At 56.1% G+C, this 25,892-nt stretch carries 15 protein-coding genes; 10 read left to right on the forward strand and 5 right to left on the reverse strand.

All coding sequences use genetic code 11. The annotated features are described in order from the left end of the window. Nucleotides 1-4: 4 nt before the first annotated feature. From K0H63_RS01525 to K0H63_RS01545, 5 genes are read right to left on the reverse strand one after another with little or no spacing between them, the layout of a single operon-like run. On the reverse strand, nucleotides 5-2,290 hold the full coding sequence (locus K0H63_RS01525; RefSeq protein WP_220066422.1) for a GH92 family glycosyl hydrolase: 2,286 nt from the start codon (nucleotides 2,288-2,290) through the stop codon (nucleotides 5-7). Nucleotides 2,291-2,347: 57 nt separating this feature from the next. Beyond that, nucleotides 2,348-3,535, reverse strand: coding sequence for an AGE family epimerase/isomerase (locus K0H63_RS01530; RefSeq protein ID WP_220066423.1), 1,188 nt, complete (start codon nucleotides 3,533-3,535; stop codon nucleotides 2,348-2,350). After that, nucleotides 3,532-4,545 carry a carbohydrate kinase family protein gene (locus tag K0H63_RS01535; protein ID WP_220066424.1) on the reverse strand — a complete coding sequence of 338 codons (1,014 nt, stop codon included), beginning with the start codon at nucleotides 4,543-4,545 and terminating at the stop codon, nucleotides 3,532-3,534. Before K0H63_RS01535 ends, K0H63_RS01530 begins: the two co-directional genes overlap by 4 nt. Then, nucleotides 4,542-5,780, reverse strand: coding sequence for a sugar MFS transporter (locus tag K0H63_RS01540; RefSeq protein WP_220066425.1), 1,239 nt, complete (start codon nucleotides 5,778-5,780; stop codon nucleotides 4,542-4,544). The genes K0H63_RS01535 and K0H63_RS01540 overlap by 4 nt, the downstream gene beginning before the upstream one ends. Before the next feature lie 54 nt (nucleotides 5,781-5,834). Next, on the reverse strand, nucleotides 5,835-8,183 hold the full coding sequence (locus K0H63_RS01545; RefSeq protein ID WP_220066426.1) for a GH92 family glycosyl hydrolase: 2,349 nt from the start codon (nucleotides 8,181-8,183) through the stop codon (nucleotides 5,835-5,837). A 290-nt stretch (nucleotides 8,184-8,473) separates the two neighbouring features. On the opposite strand from K0H63_RS01545, the gene K0H63_RS01550 reads away from it, so the two are divergent. The 10 genes from K0H63_RS01550 (at nucleotide 8,474) to K0H63_RS01595 (ending at nucleotide 25,854) form a co-directional block, all read left to right on the forward strand. Continuing rightward, nucleotides 8,474-9,481 carry a LacI family DNA-binding transcriptional regulator gene (locus K0H63_RS01550; RefSeq protein WP_220066427.1) on the forward strand — a complete coding sequence of 336 codons (1,008 nt, stop codon included), beginning with the start codon at nucleotides 8,474-8,476 and terminating at the stop codon, nucleotides 9,479-9,481. A 331-nt stretch (nucleotides 9,482-9,812) separates the two neighbouring features. Further along, nucleotides 9,813-12,707: a TonB-dependent receptor gene (locus tag K0H63_RS01555; protein ID WP_220066428.1), complete on the forward strand. Its 2,895-nt coding sequence runs from the start codon at nucleotides 9,813-9,815 to the stop codon at nucleotides 12,705-12,707. 49 nt (nucleotides 12,708-12,756) lie between these two features. Next, nucleotides 12,757-15,621, forward strand: coding sequence for a discoidin domain-containing protein (locus K0H63_RS01560; RefSeq protein WP_220066429.1), 2,865 nt, complete (start codon nucleotides 12,757-12,759; stop codon nucleotides 15,619-15,621). 131 nt (nucleotides 15,622-15,752) lie between these two features. After that, on the forward strand, nucleotides 15,753-16,880 hold the full coding sequence (locus K0H63_RS01565; protein ID WP_258405631.1) for a glycoside hydrolase family 71/99 protein: 1,128 nt from the start codon (nucleotides 15,753-15,755) through the stop codon (nucleotides 16,878-16,880). Further along, on the forward strand, nucleotides 16,877-17,878 hold the full coding sequence (locus K0H63_RS01570) for a glucosamine kinase nucleotide-binding domain-containing protein (protein ID WP_258405632.1): 1,002 nt from the start codon (nucleotides 16,877-16,879) through the stop codon (nucleotides 17,876-17,878). Before K0H63_RS01565 ends, K0H63_RS01570 begins: the two co-directional genes overlap by 4 nt. A gap of 3 nt (nucleotides 17,879-17,881) precedes the next feature. Continuing rightward, the gene (locus K0H63_RS01575) at nucleotides 17,882-18,847 is read left to right on the forward strand and encodes a glycosylasparaginase (protein ID WP_220066430.1); all 966 of its coding nucleotides are present in this window, start codon (nucleotides 17,882-17,884) and stop codon (nucleotides 18,845-18,847) included. After that, nucleotides 18,844-20,670: an endo-beta-N-acetylglucosaminidase gene (locus K0H63_RS01580; protein ID WP_220066431.1), complete on the forward strand. Its 1,827-nt coding sequence runs from the start codon at nucleotides 18,844-18,846 to the stop codon at nucleotides 20,668-20,670. Before K0H63_RS01575 ends, K0H63_RS01580 begins: the two co-directional genes overlap by 4 nt. Further along, on the forward strand, nucleotides 20,667-21,491 hold the full coding sequence (locus tag K0H63_RS01585) for a copper homeostasis protein CutC (RefSeq protein ID WP_220066432.1): 825 nt from the start codon (nucleotides 20,667-20,669) through the stop codon (nucleotides 21,489-21,491). Before K0H63_RS01580 ends, K0H63_RS01585 begins: the two co-directional genes overlap by 4 nt. A gap of 65 nt (nucleotides 21,492-21,556) precedes the next feature. Further along, a complete protein-coding gene (locus tag K0H63_RS01590) occupies nucleotides 21,557-24,067 on the forward strand; it encodes a beta-mannosidase (protein WP_258405633.1) in 2,511 nt (836 codons plus the stop codon). Beyond that, the gene (locus K0H63_RS01595) at nucleotides 24,064-25,854 is read left to right on the forward strand and encodes a sodium:solute symporter family protein (protein ID WP_220066434.1); all 1,791 of its coding nucleotides are present in this window, start codon (nucleotides 24,064-24,066) and stop codon (nucleotides 25,852-25,854) included. The genes K0H63_RS01590 and K0H63_RS01595 overlap by 4 nt, the downstream gene beginning before the upstream one ends. Nucleotides 25,855-25,892: the final 38 nt, after the last annotated feature.

A 25,892-nucleotide genomic window follows, 5' to 3' on the forward strand; every position in this document is an offset into this window, starting at 1 on the left:
GCTGTCATGGCTGAGGGCTCATGGTAAAGACCAGTTCACCACCGGCCAGAATATCTGAATGTCGTAAAATATATCCGTTCAATGGCTTGCCGTTCAAGGTAACCTGTTTGACGTAAACATGCTCAGATCCTTGATTAATGGTGCGAATTTTAAAGACGTTACCATTTTCAAGGTGGATATCGGCGCTGTCGACCTCGGGGCTGCCGAGCACATATTCACCGGATACCGGGTCCACGGGGTAAAAGCCCAGCGCACTGAACAGGTACCAAGCCGACATCTGCCCGGCATCTTCGTTACCCGCCAGACCATCGGGCGCTGTGGTGTAAAGCTCGTGCATTATCTGCCGCACCAGACGCTGGGTTTTATGTGCTTCGCCCAGATATTGATAGAGGTAGGGCACGTGGTGGCTGGGCTCGTTGCCGTGGACATACTGGCCGATATAGCCGGAGATCCACTCGGGAAACTCCTCCACGGCCTGGCCGGTACTGAACATGGCATCCAGTTTGGCACTGACACTGGCCTTGCCGCCCATCATCCCGACCATACCCGCCACATCGTGTGGCACAAAGAAGCTGTATTGCCAGGCATTGGCCTCACAGTAGTCTTCCGGGTGATAGGCGTTGGGGTCGAAGGGGAGACGGAATTGCCCATCGGCATCCAGGGCGCGCATAAAGCCGGTTTGGGAGTCAAAATGGCGGCGATAGTTCTGTGACCGAGTGGCAAATTCCTGATAAATATCGTCTTTACCCAAGGCTTTGGCGAGGCGGGCAATAGCCCAGTCATCGAAGGCGTATTCCAGCGTCAGGGCCACATTCCACTTGCGCTCTGTGTAGGGGACGTACCCCTGCTGCTGGTAACTCGCCAGGCCAAATGCGTCTTGCCGTGCGCTCTGCAGGGCGGCATTGAGCAAGTCTTCGCCATCAATATCGGTAAGGCCCTTCAGATAGGCATCGACCAATACCGGCACCGAGTGATACCCCATCATCATGTCGGTTTCATTGCCCTGGAAAATCCACACGGGTAAACGTCCCGCCACCCTGTAATGGTCCATCATGCTGTCCATCATTTCCCGGGTGCGGGCCTGGTCGACAAGGGTTTTCCAGGGGTGCAGCGCCCGGAAGGTATCCCACAGGGAGAAGAATTCGTAGCGTGGATGGCCTTCGGCTTTATGGATTGCGCCATCCGGCCCCTTGTAGCGGCCATCGGTATCCGAGAAGAGTCGGGGGGCGAGGGAGGCATGGTACATGGCGGTGTAAAACTGCCTGAGGTTATCCTCGGAGGCAGACACCCTGACTCTGGAAAGCTCGCCGCGCCAGGCATCTTTTGCGGCCGCCAGGGTGCCCGGGAAGTCCAGCAGCTTGCCGTCGGCCTCAAGGTTTGCCCTGGCATTGTCTATGCTCACCGAGCTGATGGCGGTGTGCACCAGCAAAGACCTGTCCTTTGATTGGCTTTCGCCGAAATCGAAGTTCAGTTCCAGCGCCAGATTTTCAGCAGAGGCCCGGGTTTGAACTCCCGGCTTATCATCAACAGACAGTTTGCCATCTACAAACAGCTGCTGACTGGCGATGGGTTGGGAGAAGCGGCTGTAAAAATACACCCGTTGATCCTCGGCCCAGCCGGTGGATTTACGATACCCGCCAATGCTGTAGGCATCGATTATCTCCACATGGGTCGCGACGGTTTTGTCCCAGTTACGGCTATAACCCAAATCGAGCCGCACCACGCCTTCATTGGCCGAGGCCGGGAAACTGTACCTTTGCAGGCCGGAGCGCGCAGCAGCGGTCAGCTCCACCTTGATGTCGTAGTCCTGCAATCTGACCCGGTAATAACCGGGGCTGGCCTGCTCTTCGTCGTGGCTGAAATGGGACACTAGGGTGCCATCCGCCGGACCGCCCTCGGTTTGCACCCGCTTGAAAGGCCGGGTCAGGGGCATAAAGGAGATGTCATAGAGATCCCCGGCGCCAGTGCCGGACAAATGGGTATGGCTGAAGCCGGCAATGATGTTGTCGGGGTAGAAGTAGCCTGCTATCCAGTCCCAGCCGGTACGGCCATTGTCGGGACTGAGCTGCACCATGCCGTGGGGCACGGTGGCGCCGGGGAAGGTTTTACCCTTGCCATCGGTGCCGATAAAGGGGTCGACGTAGGCGACAGGGTCCGGCGCCTCGCCCGGTTGGAGCTCGTTTGGCAGCGCTGTGGGTTGCGGGCTTTGCTCGTGGCTTTGCACCTGGCTGGGTTGCTGGTTGCATGCTGCCAGGGACGCGGTCAGCAGCAGTGCGGCAATCTTTTTCATCACATCCTCATGGAGTCAGGTAAGCAAAGGCCCGCATCCACGGGCCTCCTGGTCGGTTTATTTCAGTGCCGGGTGGCCGAGCACGCGCAGGACTTCGAAGCAGGCGCCCAGGGTGTGGTAGTCACACTTGGCTCCGGCGGCGCTTTTCTGATTGGAATACTTGCTGTTGTCCTTTTTCAGTACCCGGAACCAGGCACCGTACTCATGGTCCACCATGTGGGCCCAGCTGTACTGCCACAGGGCATCGTATTGGGTCAGGTACTTATCTTCGCCGGTCACCTGATGCAGCATGGCGGCAGCGGCAAAGCTTTCGGCCTGTACCCAAAAGTATTTGTCATCGTCACACCAGTTGCCTTCGGGATCAAACCCGTAAACCAGGCCACCATCCTGACTGTCCCAGGCTTGCTGATAGGCGCGGTCAAACAAAGAGGATGCGCGTTCAATCTGCCAGGCCTGAGGTGCATGGCGATTGAGGATCAGCAGCAATTTGGCCCATTCGGTCTGATGCCCGGGCTGAAAGCCCCAGGGGCGATAGAGATTCTTGGGGTCGTCCCTGTTGTAATCCCAGTCCGGTTTGAACTCGGGGGTGTAGTGCTCCCACACCAGATCATCAGTCAGTGACGCCTGACGCACGGCAATATTCTGTGCCAGCAGGGTAGCACGCTCCAGATATTGGCTCTTGCCCGTGGCTTCAAAGGCCGCCAGCATGGCTTCACACAGGTGCATATTGGCATTCTGGCCACGGTATGGACTGAGCACGCCCTCTGGGCTGATTTCATCGGCATAAAGGCCATATTCGGCCTGCCAGAAACGCTGTTCCAGCAAGTCGTATACCTGCTGCAGCTTGCTGTCGTTCTCAACCAGCCCTGCCTTGCGGGCCGCGGCATAGGCCAGCAGCACAAAGGCATATCCATAGGCCTGCTGGGTCATGTCCAGCGGCTTGTGATTATCCAGTGTCCAGGCGTAGGTCTGGCTGGATGCCTGCCAGTGCACCTGCTCCAGATACTCCAGGCCATGTTTGGCGATATCCAGATAATCCTGACGGGCAAACAGGATACCGGCGGTGGCATAGTTCACCAGAATACGGGTGCTGCTCACCAGCTGCTTGAAGTGGGTATCGAACAGGCTGCCGTCATCCAGAAAGTTCTGGTGATAGCCGCCGCTGGGGTCCACTACCCGGTCGGTGTAGAAATCCAAAATGCTCTGGCAATGCTCGAGAAGAAACGTCTGGGAGAAAAAGTTCATACCTGGCTCCGGAATAAAACGGGGTTAAAGGCAGCAATCGAGTGCCCATGCTGGGTCACCTGTGTCTGGATATCGGTCAGTCCTGGCAGGGCCGGGAAGGCGCCGGGCTGGGTCACGGCGTAAGCCCCGCAGTGGGTGGCAAACAGCAGCAGGGACTCCAGCTCCCGGGTGTCGGCGAAGACGGCATTGGCATTCTCCATACAACCCAGACCATAGAGGAAGCCGCCGATAAAGGCATCGCCACCGGCTGTGGTATCCACCACCTTAACCTTGGGTGGCTGCAGGTGCCCCTGATGCCCGGCGGTGAAATAGTCGATACGGTTGGCGCCGTCGGTTACCAGTAATAGCTGACACTGGCTGGCGAGGCATTCACGGATGTAAGTATCCGAGTCGCCACCGGCCAGATACTCCAGCTCATCACGGGAAAACTTAACCACATCGGCCTGTTTTACCAGTTCATTCACCAGGGCGCGGTCGGCCGCACCCTGGGGCCACAGGTTATGGCGCAGGTTCACATCAAAACTGATGAGGTTGCCGGCGCTTCTGGCCTGATTCAGCACATGACGGGTGCATTGGGCTATCTGCGGCGTGGTCAGGGTGTTACTGCAAAAATGCACTATGGTGTCGCCGCTGAACCAGTCATCGCTTACCTGTTCCTGAGTCAGAATCACATCGGCGGTTTCATGGCGATGGAATGAAAAACTGCGGTCGCCATCGGCATCCAGCATCACAAAGGCCAGCGCGGTTTTAGCCTCGGGATGCTTGAGCAGGAAGCGGGTATCCACGCCGTATTCCTGCAGCGCGGCCGCCAGAAACTCCCCGAAGGGGTCCTGGCCTACCTGACCGGCAAAGCAGGCGTGGCCACCAAGTCTGGCAACGGCAACGGCGGCATTGGCCGGTGCGCCGCCCGGATACTGACGGAACTCCGGGAGGGTAAGGGGTCCCTGATGGCCGGCGCCTATGTTGAGAAAATCAATCAGCGCCTCACCAAAACACAGGATTTTTTTCATGACTGGGCCTCTACAATCTTGGCTTTTTCACAGGCTTTGCTGCCACGCAGGGCATACCAGCCGATATACAAATACGCCACCATGGGGATGATAAAACTGAACTGCACCGAGCTGCTGTCGGCAACCACGCCCTGCAGCAGCGGCAGTATGGCACCGCCCACAATGGCCTGACACAGCAAACCCGAACCCCGGCTGGTTAAGGGGCCGAGGCCTCGGATGGCCAGGGTGAAGATGGTGGGGAACATGATGGAGTTAAAGAAACCCACCGCCAGCACAGACCACATGGCCAGAGAGCCGCTGCTGTTCATGGTCAGTACTAAAAGCAGTATGGCCATCAGGGCATTGGTGGCCAGCACATAGGTTGGCTGCAGAATGCGGGTCAGGGCTGAGCCCACAAAGCGGCCCACCATGGCACCACCCCAATAGTAAGACACCATGCGGCTGGCCTCCTGCTCGGTCAGGGCGGCAATATGGCTCTCGGAAAAATAGTTCACCAAAAAGCTGCCAACTGATACTTCGGCGCCCACATAGAGGAAGATGGCCAGGGCGCCCAACACCAGGTGTTTGTGCTGCCAAATGCTGTCGCTGGCGCTGACATGGGTTTCGTGGTCGGTTTGCAGGGCAGGGAGCTTCAAAAACACAAAGCCCACGGCGGTTAGCAGTACGGCACCGGCCAGAATGAGGTAGGGCAGCTGCACCGCATGGGCGTTGCTTGCGGCACCAAAAATAAGCGCCGCGCCAAACAGGGGCGCCAGGGTATGGCCCAGGGAGTTAATGGCCTGGGCCAGACTCAGGCGGCTGGCTGCAGTGCGCTCAGGCCCCAAAATCGCCACATAGGGGTTGGCAGATACCTGCAATATGGTGATGCCGCTCGCCAATACGAAAAGACCCAGCAAAAACAGGGCGTAAACCGAGACTTCTGCCGCCGGGTAAAACAGCAAACAGCCGGTTGCCATGGTACACAGACCTGTGACAATGCCCCGGATATAACCAATTTTTTCAATCAGCTTGCCGGCAAAGGGCGAGACGATGAAATAGGCGCCAAAGAAGCAAAACTGCACCAGCATGGCCTGGGTGTAACTGAGCTCGAAGGCCGCTTTCAGGTGTGGGATCAGAATATCGTTCAGGGCTGTGATAAAGCCCCAGATAAAAAACAGCGTCGTCATGGCGGCAAAGGCAAAGTGGCTGCTTTTGCCCTGTCCGCCCTGTGCTGGAGTTGATGGAATCATTGCCATAGTGGTTCTCGTGTGTCGAAGGACGCTGATGCGTCCTTGTTTCAGGGACATGGTTTAAGGACGCGTTGTTTCCAACGACATGGAGTAAGGCTGGGCATTGGCATCGCTGGCCCAGGCTTTATTGGGGGTGGCACCCATGTCGAAGTTCAGGGTACCACCGGCCTGGATCTCATGATGATCGAGCCAGCTCCGGTTCAAGGTCTTTCCATTGAGCAAGGCCTGCTGAATATAGGGGTTGGCATCCAGGTTATTGTCTGACTGGATAACGAAGGTCTTTCCGTCTTCCAGTGTCAGGGTGACCTTGTCGAACAGGGGACTGCCAATCACATACTCGGGGGTGCCCGGTGTGACCGGGTAAAAGCCCAGTGCACTGAACACGTACCAGGCCGACGTTTGGCCGTTATCCTCATCGCCGCAGTAACCATCCGGGGTTGCCGAATAGAGGCGATTCATCACGTCACGGACTTTTTGCTGGGCCTTCCAGGGCTGACCGGCATGATTGTAGAGATAAATCATGTGCTGGATAGGCTGATTGCCATGGGCGTAATTGCCCATGTTGACGATTTGCATCTCGCGGATTTCGTGGATGGTAAAGCCGTAGTAGGAATCATCGAACAGCGGCGGCATATCGAACACCTGATCCAGCTTGTCGATAAAGCCCTGTTGGCCGCCCATGAGCTGTTTCAGGCCTTCAATATCGTGAAACACCGACCAGCTGTAGTGCAGTGCGTTGCCTTCGGTAAAGGCATCACCCCATTTGAGCGGGTTGAAGGGTGACTGGAAGCTGCCGTCCTGATTTTTACCGCGCATCCAGCCGGTTTCGGTATCAAACAGGTGGCGATAGTTGTAGGCGCGCTGCCTGAACATTTCGGCGTCCTGGGTTTTGCCAAGGGCCTTGGCCAGCTTGTACAGATTAAAGTCGGCAAAGGCGTATTCCAGGGTTCGGGCGGCGTTTTCATTGATGCCCACATCATAGGGGACATAGCCCAGCTTATTGTAGTAATCCACGCCTTCGCGGCCCACGGATGTCATGGGTCGGCCTTCGTTTACCTCGGCGTTTTTCCTGGCGGCCTCGTACAGGGTTTCGATATCAAATCCGCGAATCCCCTTTAAATAGGCATCGGCAATGTTGATGGCCGAGTTGGAGCCTACCATCACGTTTCTATGGCCGGGGCTGGCCCACTCAGGCAACCAGCCGGATTCTTTGTAGGTATTGGCCAGACCTTCCATGATTTGGGCATCCAGCTCTGGATACATCAGGGTGAAGAAGGGGAACACGGCGCGGAAGGTGTCCCAGAAGCCATTGTCGGTAAACATATATCCGGGCAGTACTTCGCCATTATAGGGGCTGTAATGGACCAGCTGGTTGTTGGCGTCGTACTCGTAAAACTTGCGTGGAAACAGCAGCACCCGATAGAGGGCAGAATAAAAGGTCTTTACCTGCTCCATGTCCTGATCTTCTACCCGGATGCGCGACAGCTCCTTTTGCCAGCTTTGTCTGGCAGCGGCCTGGGTCTGGGCAAAACTCTGCTCACCAATTTCGCGGCGCAGGTTAATTTCGGCCTGCTCCGGGCTGATAAATGAGGAAGCAACCTTGGCATGCACCTGCTCACCGCGCTGGGTTTTAAAGCCGATGATGGCACCCACATGCTCACCTTCGCTCTTGAGCTGGTTTGGCTGTAATGCCCAATCATCGTGCCAGGTGTGGGTCAGCTCGAAATCTTTATCGAACTCAATCACAAAGTAGTTGTGGAAGTTGTCGGGTACACCGCCATGGTTATTGCGGGCATAGCCCACAATTTTGCGCTGCTCCGGCAGGATGCGAACCATGGAGCCTTTATTGAAGGCATCCAGCAGAATGTAGGCCTGCTCGGTTTCGGGGAAGGTGAATCTGAACTGGGCCGCCCGCTCGGTGGGCGTGACCTCCATGGTGACATCGTAGTCGGCCAGGTACACAGAGTAGTGATCCGGACTGACGGTTTCGGCCTTGTGGGAGAACCAGGAGGCCCGCTCATCCTCTTTAAACTTGAGCTCACCGGTCACCGCCATCAGGGAAAAGGCACCGTAATCATTGAGCCAGGGGCTGGGCTGGTGAGTCTGCTTGATGCCGCGCAGGGTATCGTCGTCGTACTTGTAGGTCCAACCGTCGCCCATGGGCGCCGTCATGGGGCTCCAAAAGTGCATGGCCCAGGGCGTGGCGATGGCCGGGTAAGTGTTGCCATTGGAAAGGCTGAACTTGGAGTCTGTTCCCATCAGGGGGTTCACGTACTGCACCAGATCCTGACTGACCAGATTGGTTGGCTGTGTGGCAGCTGCGTGTGTGGGAGATGCGCTGTGATTGCTTGTCTGGCATGCGACCAGCGACAGTCCTATGACAGCAATACAGACCTTGGACCTTATCATTATTTTCTGTCTCCAGGTTATCCGGTCACAAGCATGTTGCCCACTTGTGACTTTGTAGGGGGATTTGTCTCACTGTAATCGATTACATTTATGCAGTCTAGGTTATCGTATCGTTTACCCGGTAAAATCCCCATATAAAGCATTAAATCTGCTATTTGAGCTTGCAATGGTATCGATTACATCTTCCTTAAAGTGCTAATTTGTTTTATGATTGTTACGGTAAAAATCTAGCTGCTTGCAATGCCTTATCTCAGGCCGGATGGCATATTCATCAGGAAATTCAATACTTAATGACCAATATTAAGAAGGTAAGTGAACTGGCGGGTGTCTCCACCGCGACTGTTTCAAGGACATTAAAGAGCCCGGAAAGAGTCAGCGAGCAAACCCGTGCCAAGGTCATGCAGGCAGTAAAGCAAGCCGGTTATCGTCCAAACTGGATGGCAACCAGCGTTAAAACCGGTAAATCCAATGCCATAGTAGTGTTGGTTCCCAACCTGGTGAACCCGTTTTTTATGCGGATTATCGAAGGGATAGAGCAGGCGGCCCAGGAAAAAGGCTATTGTGTGCTGCTCGGTGATACTCAGGGGCTCGAAGCTCGGGAGCATGAGTATGCCAGCATGGTGCTCACCAACAGGGCCGATGGCCTCATCCAACTGGATCATTCCTTTCCTTTTTCCGATAACGATGCCGATTTGGCCGCCACTGTGCCCATGGTCAGTGTCTGCGAACGTATCGAGGGAGAGCGCAAGTATCCCTTTATCGAGCTCGATAACCACGCCGCAGGCAGAGCCCTGGCCCACCATCTGATAGGCTTTGGCCACAGGCATTTCGGGATCATTGCCGGCCAGCGCCGCAGCCAAATTCACCATGATCGCCTCACGGGTATTATGAGTGTGCTAAAGGGTGAAGGCATTGATTTTAAAGATGATATGCTCGTTGGTGGTAGCTACAGCATAGAGACGGGTGTCGAAGGTGCGAGAGAGCTGCTAAGCCGCAATCCCCGTCCGAGTGCGATTTTCTGTTTCAACGATGATATCGCCATCGGCGCCATGTTTGAAATCAAAGCCCAGGGTCTCAGGATCCCCGATGATATCTCTGTCACCGGCTTTGATAACGTCAAGGTGTCGGCTTATATGGACCCGCCGCTGACCACCATAGACCAGCCTGCCTATGAGATGGGACGCAATGCCGTTGAAGTGCTTGTGCAACAAATCAACCGTCAACCACTGAAGCGATCCCGGGTCATACTGCCATTCCATTTACTGGAGCGCGGCAGTACGGGGCCACTCAAAAACTAGAGCTAATGCTCTGATTCAAAGCCAAAAAATTCTCCCTGCCCGATCAGAAGGCTGAGCGCTGTATTCCGCGGTATTTCATGCTGCGCAGCGCGCTATTTCCTATATCTCACTCTGTAAATAAATTGTTGACGACAGGTTTTTTGCTGTTGACTCCCTGTTTATGGCGGTTTAGTATTCGAAGCCAATGTAATCGATTACATTAATGTGCCTTACGTCCTTATATTTATAAAAAACTAATGTTTCCGTAATGCAATGATTTTATTGGTTTGTTGTCCGAGATTTCTTAAATCCTTGTTTACGATTACATTAATGAGAGGAGAGGGAAAACCCTATGACAACAAGTAATTACAATAAAGTTATTCGTAATCAGCGAATATTTGCAAAGTCCCTGCTGTGTCTCTCGGTACTGAGTGCCATGGGATACGCGCAAACCCCCGAGGCTGAAAAAGCAGACGAAGAGAATATCGAAGTCATTGAAATCCGGGGAATTCGTGCTTCATCTGCAGAAAACCTGTCGATAAAGCGCACCTCTGATGCCGTGGTTGATGCCATTACCGCAGAAGACATAGGTAAGTTCCCGGACAAAAACGTTGCAGACTCGCTGCAGCGAGTGCCCGGGGTGGTTATTCAGCGCAGCGGTGGTGAAGGTGCCACTGTCAGTATCCGTGGTCTGTCATCGGATTTGACCTTCACCCAGCTCAACGGCAACTTTATCGCCTCCTCCCCCGGCGAACCTTCCCGCTCCTTCTCCTATGCCCTCATGCCATCGACCATGATTGAAAGGGTAGAGGTATTCAAATCGTCCGAGGCTCGTCTCGACGAGGGCGGCATAGGTGGTACCGTGCTGATGTACAGCCGTAAACCACTGAATATGGATAAAAACTCAGGGATTATTAACCTTGAGTACAGCAACGCCGATATCACCGACAAGTACGAACCTCAGTTCAGTGGTATCTATTCCTGGAAAAATGATGATGAAGATCTGGGCTTCCTGCTCGGCTACACCCGTCAGGACAGAACCAACCGCTCCCAGAGTGCCCGCGTCAATATCATCAACAAAAACTTCCTCTATCAGGAGCGCAAGGACAACCAGTTGGTTGAAGGCGGCGCCAAGGGCTATGCGCCCCAGAGTATGGTGCAGGAAGTGCTGGAAGAGCAGCGCGAGCGCGAAGGTTTTCAGGTAACCACTCAGTGGCGTCCAACCGACTCACTCGAGTTCGGTATGAACTACTTCCGCTTCACCCTCGGTCAGGATTCCATTCTCAATCAGCTTGAATACCCCGAGTGGAACAACAACGATAACTTCTGGACCGATGTGCGGGTCGATGCCGAAGCCGAATACGTGACCGGGATTGATTACTCCGCCGGTACTTCAGGCTCCCAGCGTCTGTCCGCCATTCCCCGTATTAATGGTGAATACAAACGCGAAGAGTCTGTGTCAGACACCTTCGATTTCTACGCCAAGTACGAAGGCGACAATTTCAATGCCAAGCTGACCTTCGGTAAAACCGAAGCAGAGGGCGGCCCATCTGAGAAATTCCGCGCCGCTTACTATGCCAACGAGTCGTCACTCTATTATGGCTATGATCTCTCGGGCCATAAGATGACCACTTATATGGACCCCAAGATGATTGAAAACCTGACTGCCGGTATCGGTGGCCAGGCCGACGTGGGCGCCACCGACTCAAGCTTTGTGACCGGTACCCAGGAAGAGAAATACGCCTCGCTGGATGTGGATTATTTTGTGGATTGGGGCATGGTGCACACCCTGCACTTTGGCTTGAAGTACCGTGATGGCAAGATACATCGCGATACCCGCAATACCTTCTACCTCTCTCCGGATTTTGATATTGCCGCAGGCGAAGCCGCCGGCACCATCAATCTGGACGATGACTATTCCCGCAACGGCGGCATCCCTGATATCCGAGACGTGATCATGCCAGGCTCACTTGGCAATCTGTCGGATGTGATCAATACCAACCTGTTCCCGGCTGTGGACTGGCAGCGTTATCAGCAAATCGTCAGCGAGAACTTTGTTCAGTACACCCGTATCGAACCCAACTACGTGTACAACGTACAGGAAGAAATCACTGCCGCTTACCTGCAGGCCGATTTCAGCTATGAAGACTTCCGCGGTAACCTGGGTTTGCGCTATGTGAGCACCACCACTACCTCCGGCTCGTCCGACAAGATCCTCTATCGCCTCGACTGGAAAGATGCCCAGGGCAATCTGTTGCCGGAAGACGAGCAGAGAGTTGAAGACTTTGTTTACCTTGAAAAAGAAAACACCTACGACAGATGGCTGCCCAGCCTGAACCTAGTGTGGGATCTGGCCGACAACTGGGTGTGGCGTTTCGCCGCCGCCAAGGTGATGGCTCGCCCCGGTTACGATGATCTGGGCCAATACCAGACACTGGTGTACACCTCCAACGAATACTCCGCCGACCGCAGCGCCGCAGATGATTTCGACAGCATCCGCGACAGCGAAGGCTGGACCGGCTCAGGCGGTAACTCATCGCTGTTGCCCATGGAGTCCACTCAGTTCGATACCTCGCTGGAATACTATTACGGCGAAGGCTCGGGTGTGGGTATTGCCTTCTTCAAGAAGAACGTCGACAACTTCGTGGTGCCGCTCATCATAGACACCACCCGCAGCGTTCCTGAGCAGAGTTTCACCCTGCCCAACGCCGGCGACAAGGTAGTCACCGCCGGTGGCGATGACCTGCTGGTACGCGACTTCTACACAGTCGCCAACGGTACCGATGCCAGCTCCAGCGGTATGGAAGTGTTTATGCAGCACTTCTTTGACAACGGTTTTGGTATTTATGCCAACTACACCCGCAACAACACCAATCAGGCCAACGTCGAATTGGATGGGCAGAAGGTAGGTGAGTCGCCGCTGATTGGCAGCTCCAAATACCAGTGGAACTTCTCTGCCTTCTACGAAAACGACGACCTGAGTGTCCGTGCTTCCTATAACAAGCGTGGTCCAAGCGTGGGCGGCTATGTCGCCTCCTGGGAGACCAACTTCTATACCGAAGCCTATGACCAGATAGACGTCAATGCCAGTTACAACCTTACCGACAGCCTGGTGTTGTCGGCCTCTGTGATTAACCTGACCCAATCGGAAACCTACGTGCATCTGGGGAATGATACGGACAACCGTTTCATCCAGAACGCCTACGCCGGTCGTCGCTTCTACTTGGGCGCCACCTACAGGTTTTAACGAATAGGCCGCCTGGGCGGCTTTCAGTCAAGAATGACGAGGAATAAAAATGAAAGTTTTCAAAAACAGCAGGTTGTCTACTTTAATTGCGCTCTCTCTCGCGGGTCTTTACGGTTGTGGCGGTGCGGATGATCCGGATCCAGCCAATATCCCGGCCACCATTGATGTGACCGTGGCTGATATCTCCGGCAGTGCCGTGAAAGGCACCCTGGCCAATGCGCTGGTAACCGTGTCTCAGCTCAATGGCAGCCAGGTACAGATGAGCGGTGACAACCGTACCGGTGATGACGGCAGCATCAACTTTACCGTGACCGGCCAGCCCGGCTTTGGCATCAACAGCATGTTCAAAGTGGACGTGGCCGCCGACGACCAGACAACCATGATCTGCGATGCGGTGACCTGTGCCGGTGTTGCCATGGGCGAAGTGCTGAGCGGTGCGCCCCTGTCCGGCGCACACTTTACCACCCTGGCCTATGTGCAGGTGCCTTACGCCAACGGCAGTGATGGCACGGCAGACGCCAGTTTCCAGGCCAATGCCCTGACCAGTATTGCCAGTGACCTGGTGGCCACCGAGGTGGCAGGCGGCCGCAATGTGTCTGTGCGTCAGCTGTATGAAATGGCGCTGGCGGACAATTCACAGCTGCTGCTGAAAGCCCTTGGCGTTAACAGCAAGGCCAATGTGTTCAGCTCAGCGCTTATCAGTGCCGAGGCCATGGCAAACTTTGTGACCGGTGAAGAGTGTCAGGAAGTCTCTGAAACCGACGCCGATGGCAATACCGTGACCCATGAAGAGTGTCAGGACACCTATGCCAGCCAGGACATCATCAAGCTGTCGCTGGTGAATGCGGCCTTCGCCAATCTGGGCGAAGGGGAAACCTTTGCCGGGTTAATGGGCGAGGTCACTGCTGCCATTGCCCTGGCCAACGAAGGGGATATCACCGCCCTGACGCCACTGCGTGAACGCATGCTGGCTTCCATCGCCGCCGTGCCTTACCTGGCAGAACTCGGTTTAACCGCCGACAGCGTGATAGACCTCAAGCTGCCTTTCCTTGAAACCGCCACCAGTTCCGGGCCGGTCAAGGAAGTGACCACCGCTGAGAATCTTGCCACTGCCGTTATCACAGGCCGCAACCGCATCAGCGATTCTGAAGCCGAGGCCATGGCATTCGATGGTGACGTGAACACCAAGTGGCTGGATCACAACGAGTGGAAAGGGGCCCCCAGTGTGGAAGACCCATCCTGGTTGCAGGTGAAGTTTGCCCAGCCTCAGGCGGTGAATAGCCTGTTTATCACCAGTGCCAACGATGCCCCTGCCCGCGACCCGGAAAACTTCCAGGTGCTGGCCTCCAACGACGGCGAAAACTGGATAACCCTGGGCGAGTTCATCGGCGAAAGTTTTGATGAGCGTTTCGAGCGCAAAGAATTCCGGTTTGTGAATGGTCTGGAGTTCAGTTACTACCGTTTGAACATCACCAAAAACAAGGGCGACGATTCGCTGATGCAGGTGGCTGAGATTGCCTTTGTCGGCCCGATTTACACCAGCGAAGACCATGCCAATGCCACAGGTATTGCCAGCATTACCGGCCGTAATCGCATCGGTGATGGTGAAGCAGAAACCATGGCATTTGATAAAGACGTCAATACCAAGTGGCTGGATCACAACGACTGGAAAGGCGCACCGAGTGAGGAAGACCCATCCTGGGTGAGGGTGGATCTGGTCGAGCCCAAGGCGGTGGATACCCTGGTATTGGTGAGCGCCAACGATGCCGAAGGTCGTGACCCGGAGAACTTCCAGTTGCAGGCCTCCAACGACGGTGAAACCTGGCTGACCCTGTCTGAATGGATAGGCGAGAGCTTCGATGAGCGTTTCCAGCGCAAACAGTTCAGCGTGACCAACAGCCTGGCCTACAGCTCATACCGCTTGAATATCACCAAGAACAAGGGCGATGACACCCTGATGCAGGTGGCGGAAATCGGTTTGGTAGGGCCTAAACTGCCGGACCTCAACCACGGCATGATGGCAGGTACCCAAATCAGCGCCCGTTTCGCCATCAGCGATTCGGAAGCCGGTTCCAAGGCGTTTGATGGTGATGTGAGCACCAAGTGGCTGGATCATAACGACTGGAAAGGTGCACCGAGCGAAGAAGACCCAGCCTGGGTGATGGTGCAGTTCCCAACTCAGGTTGCCGTTAACAAGCTGGGTATGATCAGTGCCAACGATGCCGATGGCCGCGATCCGCAAAACTTCAATATCGAAGCGTCCAACGACGGCACCAACTGGGTACGTCTGGGCAGCTGGATTGGCGAAGGCTTTGATGATCGTTTCGAGCGCAAGGTATTCCCCTTCAGTAACGATCTGGGCTTCAGCTTCTATCGCGTGAATATCACCAAAAACAAGGGTGATGACACCCTGATGCAGGTGGCCGAGATAGAGTTGATTGGACCCCAGTACATGTCGGTGGATCACTCATCCTCAGCCGGTGCCGTGGCCAGTGCCCGCAATGCCATCAGCGAAGCCGAGGCAGCAGCCATGGCATTCGATAACGATCTCAGCACCAAGTGGCTGGATCATAACGAATGGAAAGGCGCACCGACCGAGGAAGACCCATCCTGGGTCCAGCTGGATCTGCCCCAGGCCAGGATAGTCAGCAGCATTGCCATCACCAGTGCCGATGATGCCGATGGCCGCGACCCTGAGAACTTCAACGTCGAAGGCTCCAATGACGGCGGCCAGACCTGGGTTCGTCTGGGTAGCTGGATTGGCGAGTCCTGGGACAACCGGCTTGAGCGTAAGCTGTTCGAAATGGGTAACGGTTTTGCTTTCAGCAGCTATCGTCTCAATGTCACCAAAAACAAAGGCGACGATACCCTGATGCAAATCGCTGAAATCGAGCTGATTGGCCCTGAGCTGTAACCCCCTGAGCGTGGCGAGAGGGCGGTCGGCAGTACCGAGTAGTACGACTGCCCTCACTCGCAGTGCTTGTCCTTGATACTTGCCCCGTAACAGGGGCGGTATCAGTCACTAAGCAAAGCTGGAACACGACCTTGATACAGATTTACCGCATTCTACTGCTGGTGTTATTCACCTGCTCGCTGCCGGGGTGCAGCAAGGGACCATCCGAGCCTTCGGGCAACTCACGCCTTCATGTTTTTTACTATGGCTGGTACGGTAATCCGCAGCAGGATGGCCAGTGGCAACATTGGAACCACAGGGTCTTGCCCTATGGTGATATCCCCCTCGAGGGGCGCCTGGACTTTCCCGGTGCCGACGACATAGGGGCCAACTTTTATCCGGAACTTGGCAGTTACAGCTCCCACGACCCCGAGATTATCGAGCAGCATCTGGAGATGATGCGTAAGGCCGGTATCGGCGTGGTGTCGGTAAGTTGGCTGGGGGCCGACGATTTTGCTGCCAGATCCATTGATCTCTTTATGGACAAGGCCGCCGAAAAAGGCCTGCAGATCAATTTTCATATCGAACCCAACTACCGCAGCGCCGAAGAATTCCACGCCATTATTGCTGAATTAATGCAGAAATTTGGCACGCATCCCGCCTTGTACCGTTACCAGGGCAAACCCCTTTACTACGTTTACGACTCTTACAAGCTGCCGGTAAGTGAATGGCAAAAGCTGTTGCTGCCGGGGGGAGAGCTGAGCCTGCGCACCCCCGAACTGGATGGGCAATTTATCGGTTTATGGGTAAACCAGGGCGAAGAAGCCTTTTTCCTCACTACCGGCTTCGATGGCTTTTACACCTACTTTGCCAGCGAAGGTTTTGTCTGGGGCAGCACCAGCGCCAACTGGCCCTATCTTGCCGACTGGGCCAGTGCCCATAGCAAGCTCTTTATCCCCAGCGTGGGCCCCGGCTATGCCGATGACAGAATTCGTCCCTGGAACGGCGCCAATTTCAAGTCCCGCGAACAGGGCCGTTATTACGACCAGATGTTCAGTCAGGCACTCAAGACCCGGCCTGACATAGTCACCATCACCTCCTTTAATGAATGGCACGAAGGCACCCAGATTGAACCCGCCGCCGTGAAGCAGCTGCCCGACTACCGCTATCTGGATTATGGCGACTTACCCGGGGATTATTATCTGAAGCGTACGCTGGACTGGAGCCGAAAGCTCTCGGCCATCCCGCTTAACCCACAGCCGCAGGAAGGCAGTCGATGACCGAAATGACAACAATGGCAGCCCATCAGGCTTCTTCCCACGGGACGAGTACCAATTCGGCCATGGGAGCGCATGTCCCAGCGCATCAGGACGGGGACCCCAAAGGGGCTGTGGATGGCGCGTACTATTGGGTGGGCATAGATGCCGGCGGCAGCCATTGCCGCGCTCTGCTGACAGACGATAACGGCCAGGTGCTGGGCCACGGTGTTGCCGGTCCCGCCAATCCGGTCAATGGCGTAAGCCAAAGTCAGGCCGCCATCATGGCAGCCATTGATGAGGCGCTCTGCGCCGCTAAACTCGATACCCAATATCACAGGCTGATTGTGGGCGCCGGGCTGGCGGGGCTGCACTTACCCAAGCTGCAGCAGGTGATGAGTCAGTGGCAGCACCCCTTTGCCGCCTGGCACAGCACCACGGATCTGCATGTGGCCGCCCTGGGTGCCCATCAGGGAGCCGATGGCGGCGTGATTATTTTGGGTACGGGATTCAGCTCCCTTGCCAATGTGAATGGGCAGCAAATCCTGATTGGCGGCCATGGTTTTCCCATCAATGCCACCTGCAGCGGCTCCTGGTTTGGGCTCGAAGCGGTTAAGGCGGTATTGCTGGACGCCGACGGTATAGGGCCCCGCACCAGTCTGACCGAGAAGCTCTTACATGGCACAACGGCCATGGGCCTGGCTGAGCAGTTGATGCACGCCAACGCCACCGACTTTGCCCGGTTTGCCCCACAGGTGTTTGACGAGGCCGCCCTTGGCGATGCCATGTCGCTCACGCTGATTGAACAAGGCGCCGCGTTTATCAATGGCGTGATTCGCCGTTTGCTGGCGACGGGAGTCGAGCGTTTATCGCTGGTGGGGGGCATAGCGCCCCGAATCGCGCCCTGGCTCGACCCTGACTTATCCGCCAGGATAGGTCCATCCAGGGCATCCCCCGAAGAAGGTGCCATCCTCTTTGCCCGCCAGTGCCACGTGGGCAATTCACGCATACAGGAGCGTTAAGCCATGGGTTCAAGAAGGGATTTCCTTAAACTGTCGTCGCTGGCATCCATGCTTGGACTTGCTGCGCCCGCCATGGCTCTCGGCCGCAAGGTGAATAAACCCATAGTGGTCTCCACCTGGGAGCACGGCATGCCGGCCAACGAAGCGGCCTGGCAAGTGCTCAAGGAAGGCGGCAGGGCGCTGGATGCCGTGGAAGCCGGTGTGCGGGTACCCGAGGCCGACCCCAAGGTACGCACCGTGGGTTACGGTGGTTATCCTGACAGAGACGGCAAGGTGACCCTGGATGCCTGCATCATGGATGAGCACATGAACTGCGGCTCGGTGGCGTTTTTGCAGGGCATAAAGCACCCGATTTCGGTGGCGCGTCTGGTGATGGAAAAGACGCCCCATGTGATGCTGGTGGGAGAAGGCGCCAAACAATTTGCCCTGTCACAGGGCTTTGTTGAGGAAGAGCTGCTCACGGCCGAGGCTAAAGCCGACTGGCAACGCTGGCTGAAAGAGCAAACAGTGCAAACCATCAATATCGAGAATCACGACACCATAGGCATGCTGGCACTGGACGCTGACGGCAATCTCAGCGGTGCCTGCACCACCAGCGGCGCAGCCTATAAGCTGCATGGCCGCGTGGGTGATTCCCCCCTGATTGGCGCAGGTCTCTATGTGGACAACGACGTCGGCGCCGCCACCGCCACCGGCATGGGCGAGCTGATGATAAAGACAGTGGGCTGCCATCTGGTGGTGGAGTTGATGCGCCAGGGCGCGAGCCCGGAAGAAGCCTGCCAGCAAGCGGTGGCGCGCATCGCCCGTAAACTGGGGGACTACGCCCAGTTCCAGGTGGGATTTTTGGCACTGAACAAGGCCGGTGAATACGGCGCTTATTGCATCCAGAGTGGTTTTAACTACGCGGTACGTCAGCAATCCGGGGCCACCCTGATTGACGGCAAGAGTCTGCTGGGGAGTAACCCATGAAGAAATCCGCACTCTCACTGGCCTTAGTGCTTTGTGGCCTTTGGCTGCAACCTCCTGTCTGGGCCGAAACCCAGCCGGAAACAGATAAGGCGGTCGGGGGCATTCTCGACAGCAAGCCTCCCTTCGCACTGACCATAGCCGAGGCCAAGGCCTGGTCGCCCGTGGGTGCCACGGCAGATAGCCGCAATGTGTCTCAGGTGCCGCTGGCACCGCGGTTCAGCGCGCCTCTGGCCGGGCAGAAAGTGTCTGACGCCAAGGTGCTCTATGCCCCCGATGGCATGAATAACTTTGCCAACTATTTGGAAACCCAGGGGCAGTTCAACCTGTACAACTTTACCCACTGGTCGCAAATCGATGTGCTCAATTGGTTTGCCGGTACTGCCGACCTTGGGGTGCAAATTCCCGCGCGGCCCTGGGTCGACACCGCCCATAAAAACGGGGTGAAGGTGATAGGCTCTGTCTTTCTCGGGGTGGCGCAGTGGGGCGGCAGCGCCGACAAGGTTGAGGCCCTGCTCGAGCAGGACGCCCAAGGGCACTTTATTGTTGCCGACAAACTTATCCAGATGGCCCGCTATTACGGTTTTGATGGTTGGCTGATTAATCAGGAAACCGACCTGACCGCCGTGAAGGATGCCGACAACAATTTGGTGGCGGATAAAAGCGATCCGGTGCGCGGCCGGGAATTGGCCGGGCGTATGCTCGCCTTTGTGCAATACCTTACCGCCAACGCCCCCCAGGGCATGGAAATCCACTGGTACGACGCCATGATTGCCAGCGGCGAGGTACGTTGGCAAAACCAGCTCAATCAGCATAACCGGGCTTATTTGCAAGACAGGGTGCAGGACGATTCGCCGGGTGGTTTACAAAGCAGTCTACAAAACACAGTTCGCTCATCCGATGCCATCTTCCTCAACTACTGGTGGAACAAAGACATGGTGCGCGCATCTGTGCAGGAGGCTGAGGCCCTGGGCCGTTCTCCCTATGATGTGTATGTGGGGGCCGATCTCTGGCCGAGCCGCAATGCCCAGCGTGCCTTCAGCCGCCATCAGTGGCTCGACTGGTTATTCGATGACGGTGAGGCCATGACCTCCATCGCCCTGTTTGCCCCCAATGTGAACTTTAACTTTGAGGGTGAACCCCATACCCCGGCCTTCAGCCGCTTCCGTGAAGACCCAAACGATGAGGCGCGTTTTTACGCCACCGAAGTGCGATTGTTCGCCGGTGACGATATGAACCTTGCCACCCCGGATGAAACCGGTTGGAGGGGCATCGGGGTTTATTTGCCCGCCAAGTCCACCCTGGCAAGCCTGCCGCTTCGCACCGGCTTTAATACCGGACAGGGTAAACAGTGGGTGGAGAAGGGTGAGGTTAAGGGCGGCCCCTGGACCAACATGGGCCGTCAGGATCTCCTGCCTACCTGGCAATTTGCCAGCGAAGGGGCGCTTAAGCTCAGTTTTGATTTTGATACCGTTTATCAGGGCGGCAGCAGTCTGGCGGTGAAAGGTCAATCGCCCGGTCAAGCCACAGCCCCGCTTTATGCACTAGATGCAGTTCTCAGTGAATCCAGCCGGCTAACCCTGATAAGCCGGGGGCAGGCCAAAGGATTGAGTCTTTACCTTGAAACCACCGACGGTGAGCGGCTGACTCTTGCCCTGGGTAATCACAGCAACTGGACTACTCAATCACTGAAGCTCGGGGACCTTGCCAGCGAACAGCTGGCTGGTAAACAGCTTGCAGGTAAAAAACTGGCCGTTATCGGCCTTAAAGCCGATGGCAAAGAGAGCATCAATGCCCACCTTGGCTATCTGGAGCTGTTGCCATGATACCGCTGGAAGTCTGCATCGATGCCGATGACCTGCTCTCGCTGCCTGCCGACGTGGCAGCCGCCAAAGCGGGCGGCGCCAGTCGTATCGAGCTCTGTGGGCAAATGCAGCATCAGGGGCTGACGCCCACAGATGCCGCCATGGGTATTGCCCGGGAGGCTTTCGCCGATGTACCTGGTCTCTTGGTGATGATAAGACCCAGAGCCGGTGATTTTTGCTATTCGGCCTGCGAGCTTACCCAGATGCAGGACAGCATTTATCGGGCAGCAGGGCAGGGCGCCGATGGCATAGTGCTGGGGGTGCTGGACAGCCACAACCGGCTGGATATCATGGCCTTGTCGCCGCTGCTGGCGTTGGCGCAGCACCTCTCGTTGCAGGTGACCTTTCACCGCGCCTTTGATGCCATCGAAAATCAATTTGAGGCGCTGGAGCAACTTATCGACCTCGGGGTATCCCGGGTCCTCAGCGCGGGTACGCCCTGGGAGTCCGGGCTAGGGGTTATCGAGGGCTTACCCCGTCTTTCGGCCTTGCTCACCCGCGCGGCGGGACGCATTGAACTGGTCGCCGGGGGCGGTGTCGGCCCGGACAATGTGGCGCATATCCTGAGTGAACTGGATGGCTTCAGCCATTGGTCGCTGCATACCTACTCAGCCGTTCTCGACTCAAGCTTACGCGACGCCAACTTCACAGAGCCAAATTTGCAGAATTCAGCCAATGCCAAATCCGGCCCCGTGAGCCAGGCCAGGGTGGCGGAGCTGGTGGCCAATATCCGGGCGCATTCCTTATTACAAGTGCCGCAAGGGCGGCCTTTCACATGTTGAAGAGCATTATGACAACACATTCATTCGAGCCTTTTAGCCGATCACTGGACTCTTTTGGTCAAACAATGGATCTGGGCGGAGAGTGGCAATTTCGTCAGCAGGGTAAAGCCGAATGGCTGCCTGCCCAGGTGCCCGGCTGTAACTTTACCGATCTGCTCGCCAATGGCCTGATTGACGATCCCTTCTATCGGGATAACGAAGAGGCGCTGCAATGGATTGAGCAAGAGGACTGGCACTATCGCAAGACCTTTACCCTGGGCGAGGACTGGTGGCAAAACGATGAGGTGCAGCTGGTGGCCGAAGGTCTGGATACCTATTGCGACCTGTACCTCAATGGCCATAAGCTTGGCGACAGTCGCAATATGTTTATTGGTCAGCGTATTGCCTGTAAGTCGCTGCTGAAGGTTGGGGAAAACCTGCTGGAAATTCACTTTCGTTCGCCTATTAAAGAAACCCTGCCGCTGCATCAGGCGGCGGGCTTCACCTATCCGGCGGAAAACGACAAGTCGGTCGAGAAACTCAGCGTCTACAGCCGTAAGGCGCCCTGCCATTTTGGCTGGGATTGGGGCCCAAGATTTGTGACCAGTGGTATCTGGCGAGCCATCGGTCTGCAAGGGATAAAAAAAGGTCGTATCGAGGACGTGCACTTTATTCAGCACAGTCTCAGCAGTGATAAGGCCGAATTCAGCTTCGATGTCAGCCTGGAGATTTCTGCTCAGCTTCAGCAAGAGCGCCCTTTGACTCTGCGGGTCGCATGCCCCGCTGCGCCCGAGCTTGACCGCGAAGTGCCGCTTAACCGCGAAGTGCAGCTGACTGAACAATCGGCGCTGCGACTGGACTTCGAGCTCGCCAATCCCCGCCTCTGGTGGCCCAATGGCCTGGGGGAGGCCCATCTGTACGGATTTCAATTCACCCTGCTCAGTGACGATGAGATTCTGTCCCAGCACAGTCAGGCCGTTGGCCTGCGTACCCTGGAAGTCATCAACGAAGCCGATGGCATGGGGCAATCCTTCTACCTCAGGGTGAATGGTCAGCCGGTGTTTATGAAGGGGGCCAACTATATTCCCGGCGACAGCTTTATCCACCGCATGACGCCCGAGCGTCATCGGGCAGACTTTGAGGCCGTGGTGGACGCCAACATGAATATGCTGCGGGTGTGGGGCGGCGGCGTTTATCAGGATGATATTTTTTATCGCCTGGCCGATGAGAACGGCATCCTGATTTGGCAGGACTTTATGTTTGCCTGCTCCCTGTATCCGGCCGATGAGGCATTTCTGGATAATGTCCGCGAGGAAGCGGCCTACAACATCAAACGCCTGCGTAATCATCCCTGCCTGGCGCTCTGGTGCGGTAACAACGAAGTGGATATGGGCATCAAGCATTGGCAGTGGCCCGAGAAGTTTGGCTACAGCGAAGAGCTCTATGCCCGCCTGAAGGACGACTACATCCGCTTGTTTGATAAGTGTCTGCCCGGCGCCGTGGCCGAGTTGGACGCCGGACGTTTTTATCTGCGCTCGTCCCCCATTGGCTTCTGGGAAGAAGACATGGACCACATAGGCAATCACCATTATTGGGGCGTGTGGCACGGCGAGGAGCCCTTCAGCGAATATCAGAAACGTATTCCCCGCTTTATGAGTGAGTTTGGCTTTCAGTCATTCCCGCTGGCCTCATCCATGGCGCGTTTTACCGAGGAGGTCGACTGGCATCTGGACTCAAGCGTACTCAGGGTGCATCAGAAGCACCCCCGGGGCAACAAGCTGATCCGCAGCTACATGGAGCAGGAGTACCGGGATCCGGAAAACTTCCCGCGGCTGCTGTTTTTAAGTCAGGTGCAACAGGCCGAAGGCTTGAAGCTGGCGTTTGAAGCCCACCGCGCGGCGCGCCCCTTCTGCATGGGCAGCCTCTACTGGCAGCTTAACGACACCTGGCCTGCGGCGTCCTGGTCCGGCATCGATTACTACGGTCGCTGGAAGGCGCTGCACTATCAGGCCAAACGCAGTTTCCGCACCGATCTGCTGGTGGTGGATGAGGTCGATGAGGCAGTGCGTGTTCGCCTGGTGAGCGACCGCCTTGAACCGCTTAAGGCAAGGCTTGAACTTGAGCTGCTGGACTTTGACGGCAACTGCCTGTGGCAGGAGCGGCAGTCGATTGGTACCCCCCTGAATACCAGCACCCTGGTGTGCCAGTTGGATAGGGCAAGCCTGCTTGGCGAGTATGATGCCACTCAGCTGGTGCTGCGGGGACGCTTGCTGAATGAGCAGGGGCAACTGCTGACGGATTGCCTGTATTATTTTGTGCCCAGCAAAGACCAGGCACTGAAAACGCCGGAGCTGACCATTGAACCAGGCTTTGATGCAGAAGGGCTTAGCCTGACCCTTGGCACCAATACGCTTATTCGCCAGTGCCATTTGGAGTTACCAGACCTAGCCGGTAATTTTTCGGACAACTTCTTCGATTTGCTCCCCGGCGAGCCAAAGCGCATTCACATAGCTTTACCGGGCATGGATGAAAATGCCAAGGCGGCCCTGGTGAAGGGCATTCGCTGTCAATCCTTGGTGCAGGAGGAAACCCAATGACCCTGGCCTGGCTGGACTTACTGGTCATAGGCGCCTATCTGTTGGGAACTCTAGGGCTTGGGGTTTATATCTCCCGCCTTGCCAGCAGAGACATGAATGCCTACTTTTTGGCGGGCAAGGAAATCCCCTGGTGGGCGCTCGGCGTTTCCAATGCCTCGGGCATGTTCGACATCGCAGGCACCATGTGGTTGGTGTCCATGTGTTTTGTTTACGGCTTGAAGAGTGCCTGGCTGCCCTGGGTGTGGCCCATCTTCAACCAGGTATTCCTGATGGTTTACCTGTCGGTGTGGCTGCGCCGCTCCAACGTGATGACAGGGGCCCAGTGGCTGCAGACCCGCTTTGGCAGTGGCAGAGGCGCCGAGCTGTGCCAGCTGGTGGTGGTGATATTTGCCATTGTCAGCGCCATCGGCTTTATCGCCTATGCCTTTAAAGGCATTGGTAAATTCGCGGCCATTTTCTTCCCATGGCAGCTGTCGCCGGACACCTATGCGCTGATCATTTTTGCGGTAACCTGCCTGTATGTGATTAAGGGCGGCATGTATTCGGTGGTGTTTACCGAGGTGATGCAGTTTGTGATCATGACCATAGCCGCCGTGGCCGTGGGCCTGATTGCCATTAATCTGGTGACCCCGGAGCAAATCAAGGCCGCCACCCCGGAAGGCTGGGATAACATCTGGTTTGGCTGGCAGCTTGATCTCAACTGGCAGGGGCTGATTGACAGCGTGACCGAAAAGGTTCGTGCCGACAGTCTGGAGCTGATTGGCCTGATGATCATGATGATGCTGTTCAAGGGCGTGCTCTTTTCCATGGCGGGCCCTGTGCCCAACTACGATATGCAGCGCATTCTGGCGACCCGCTCACCCAAGGAAGCGGCCAAGATGAGCGGTCTGGTGTCTTTGGTGATGTTTTTCCCCCGTTACATGATGGTGGCCGGCCTTACCGTGTTGGCGCTTGTGTACATGGGCCCGGAAATTCAGGCCCAGGGTGGCAACTTCGATTTCGAGCAAATCCTGCCCTATGCCATTCATAACTTTGTGCCCGTGGGCCTGACGGGGCTGCTGATAGCCGGTCTCCTGGCGGCCTTTATGTCGACCCTGGCCGCCTCTCTCAACGCTGCCCCCGTGTACTTTGTGAATGACATCTACAAGCGCTATTTCCGCCCGGATGCCGATGACAGGACCTACGTTAAGGTCAGCTATCTGGTGTCACTGGTGCTGGTACTGATTGGTGTCGGGTTGGGACTGATGCTCTCCAGCATCAATGAGATCATGCAGTGGATCTTTGGCGCTCTCTTTGGCGGCTATGCCGCGGCCAACCTGCTTAAGTGGCATTGGTGGCGCTTTAATGCCTACGGCTACTTCTGGGGCATGATGGCGGGCTTGCTGGCATCCTTGTGTCTGCCGCTCTTTATGCCTGGTACCCATCCGCTGTTTGCCTTCCCGCTGCTGCTGGCGCTGAGTCTGGCGGGCTCCATCCTGGGGACACTGGCGACCCGTCCCGAGCCGGACGAAGTGCTGTGCGCCTTTTACCGTCAGGTACGTCCCTGGGGCTGCTGGGGGCCGGTGCATGACAAAGTCAAAGCCGCCGATCCTGATTTTGAGGTGGATACACATCCGCTGCGGGATATGGTGAATATTCTGGTCGGTATGGCCTGGCAGATTTGCCTGGTGGCCTTGCCCATCTACTTGGTTATCCAGCAATGGACTCAGGTATGGCTGGCATTGGCACTGGCGATACTGACATCCTGGTTCCTGAAGAAAAACTGGTTGGATAAGTTGAAAGATTAATGAAAACAATAACTCTGAAAGAGGGCATCGAGTCCTTA

The sequence above is a fragment of the Shewanella zhangzhouensis genome (genome assembly GCF_019457615.1).
In the GTDB taxonomy this organism is placed as follows: Bacteria; Pseudomonadota; Gammaproteobacteria; order Enterobacterales; family Shewanellaceae; genus Shewanella; species Shewanella zhangzhouensis.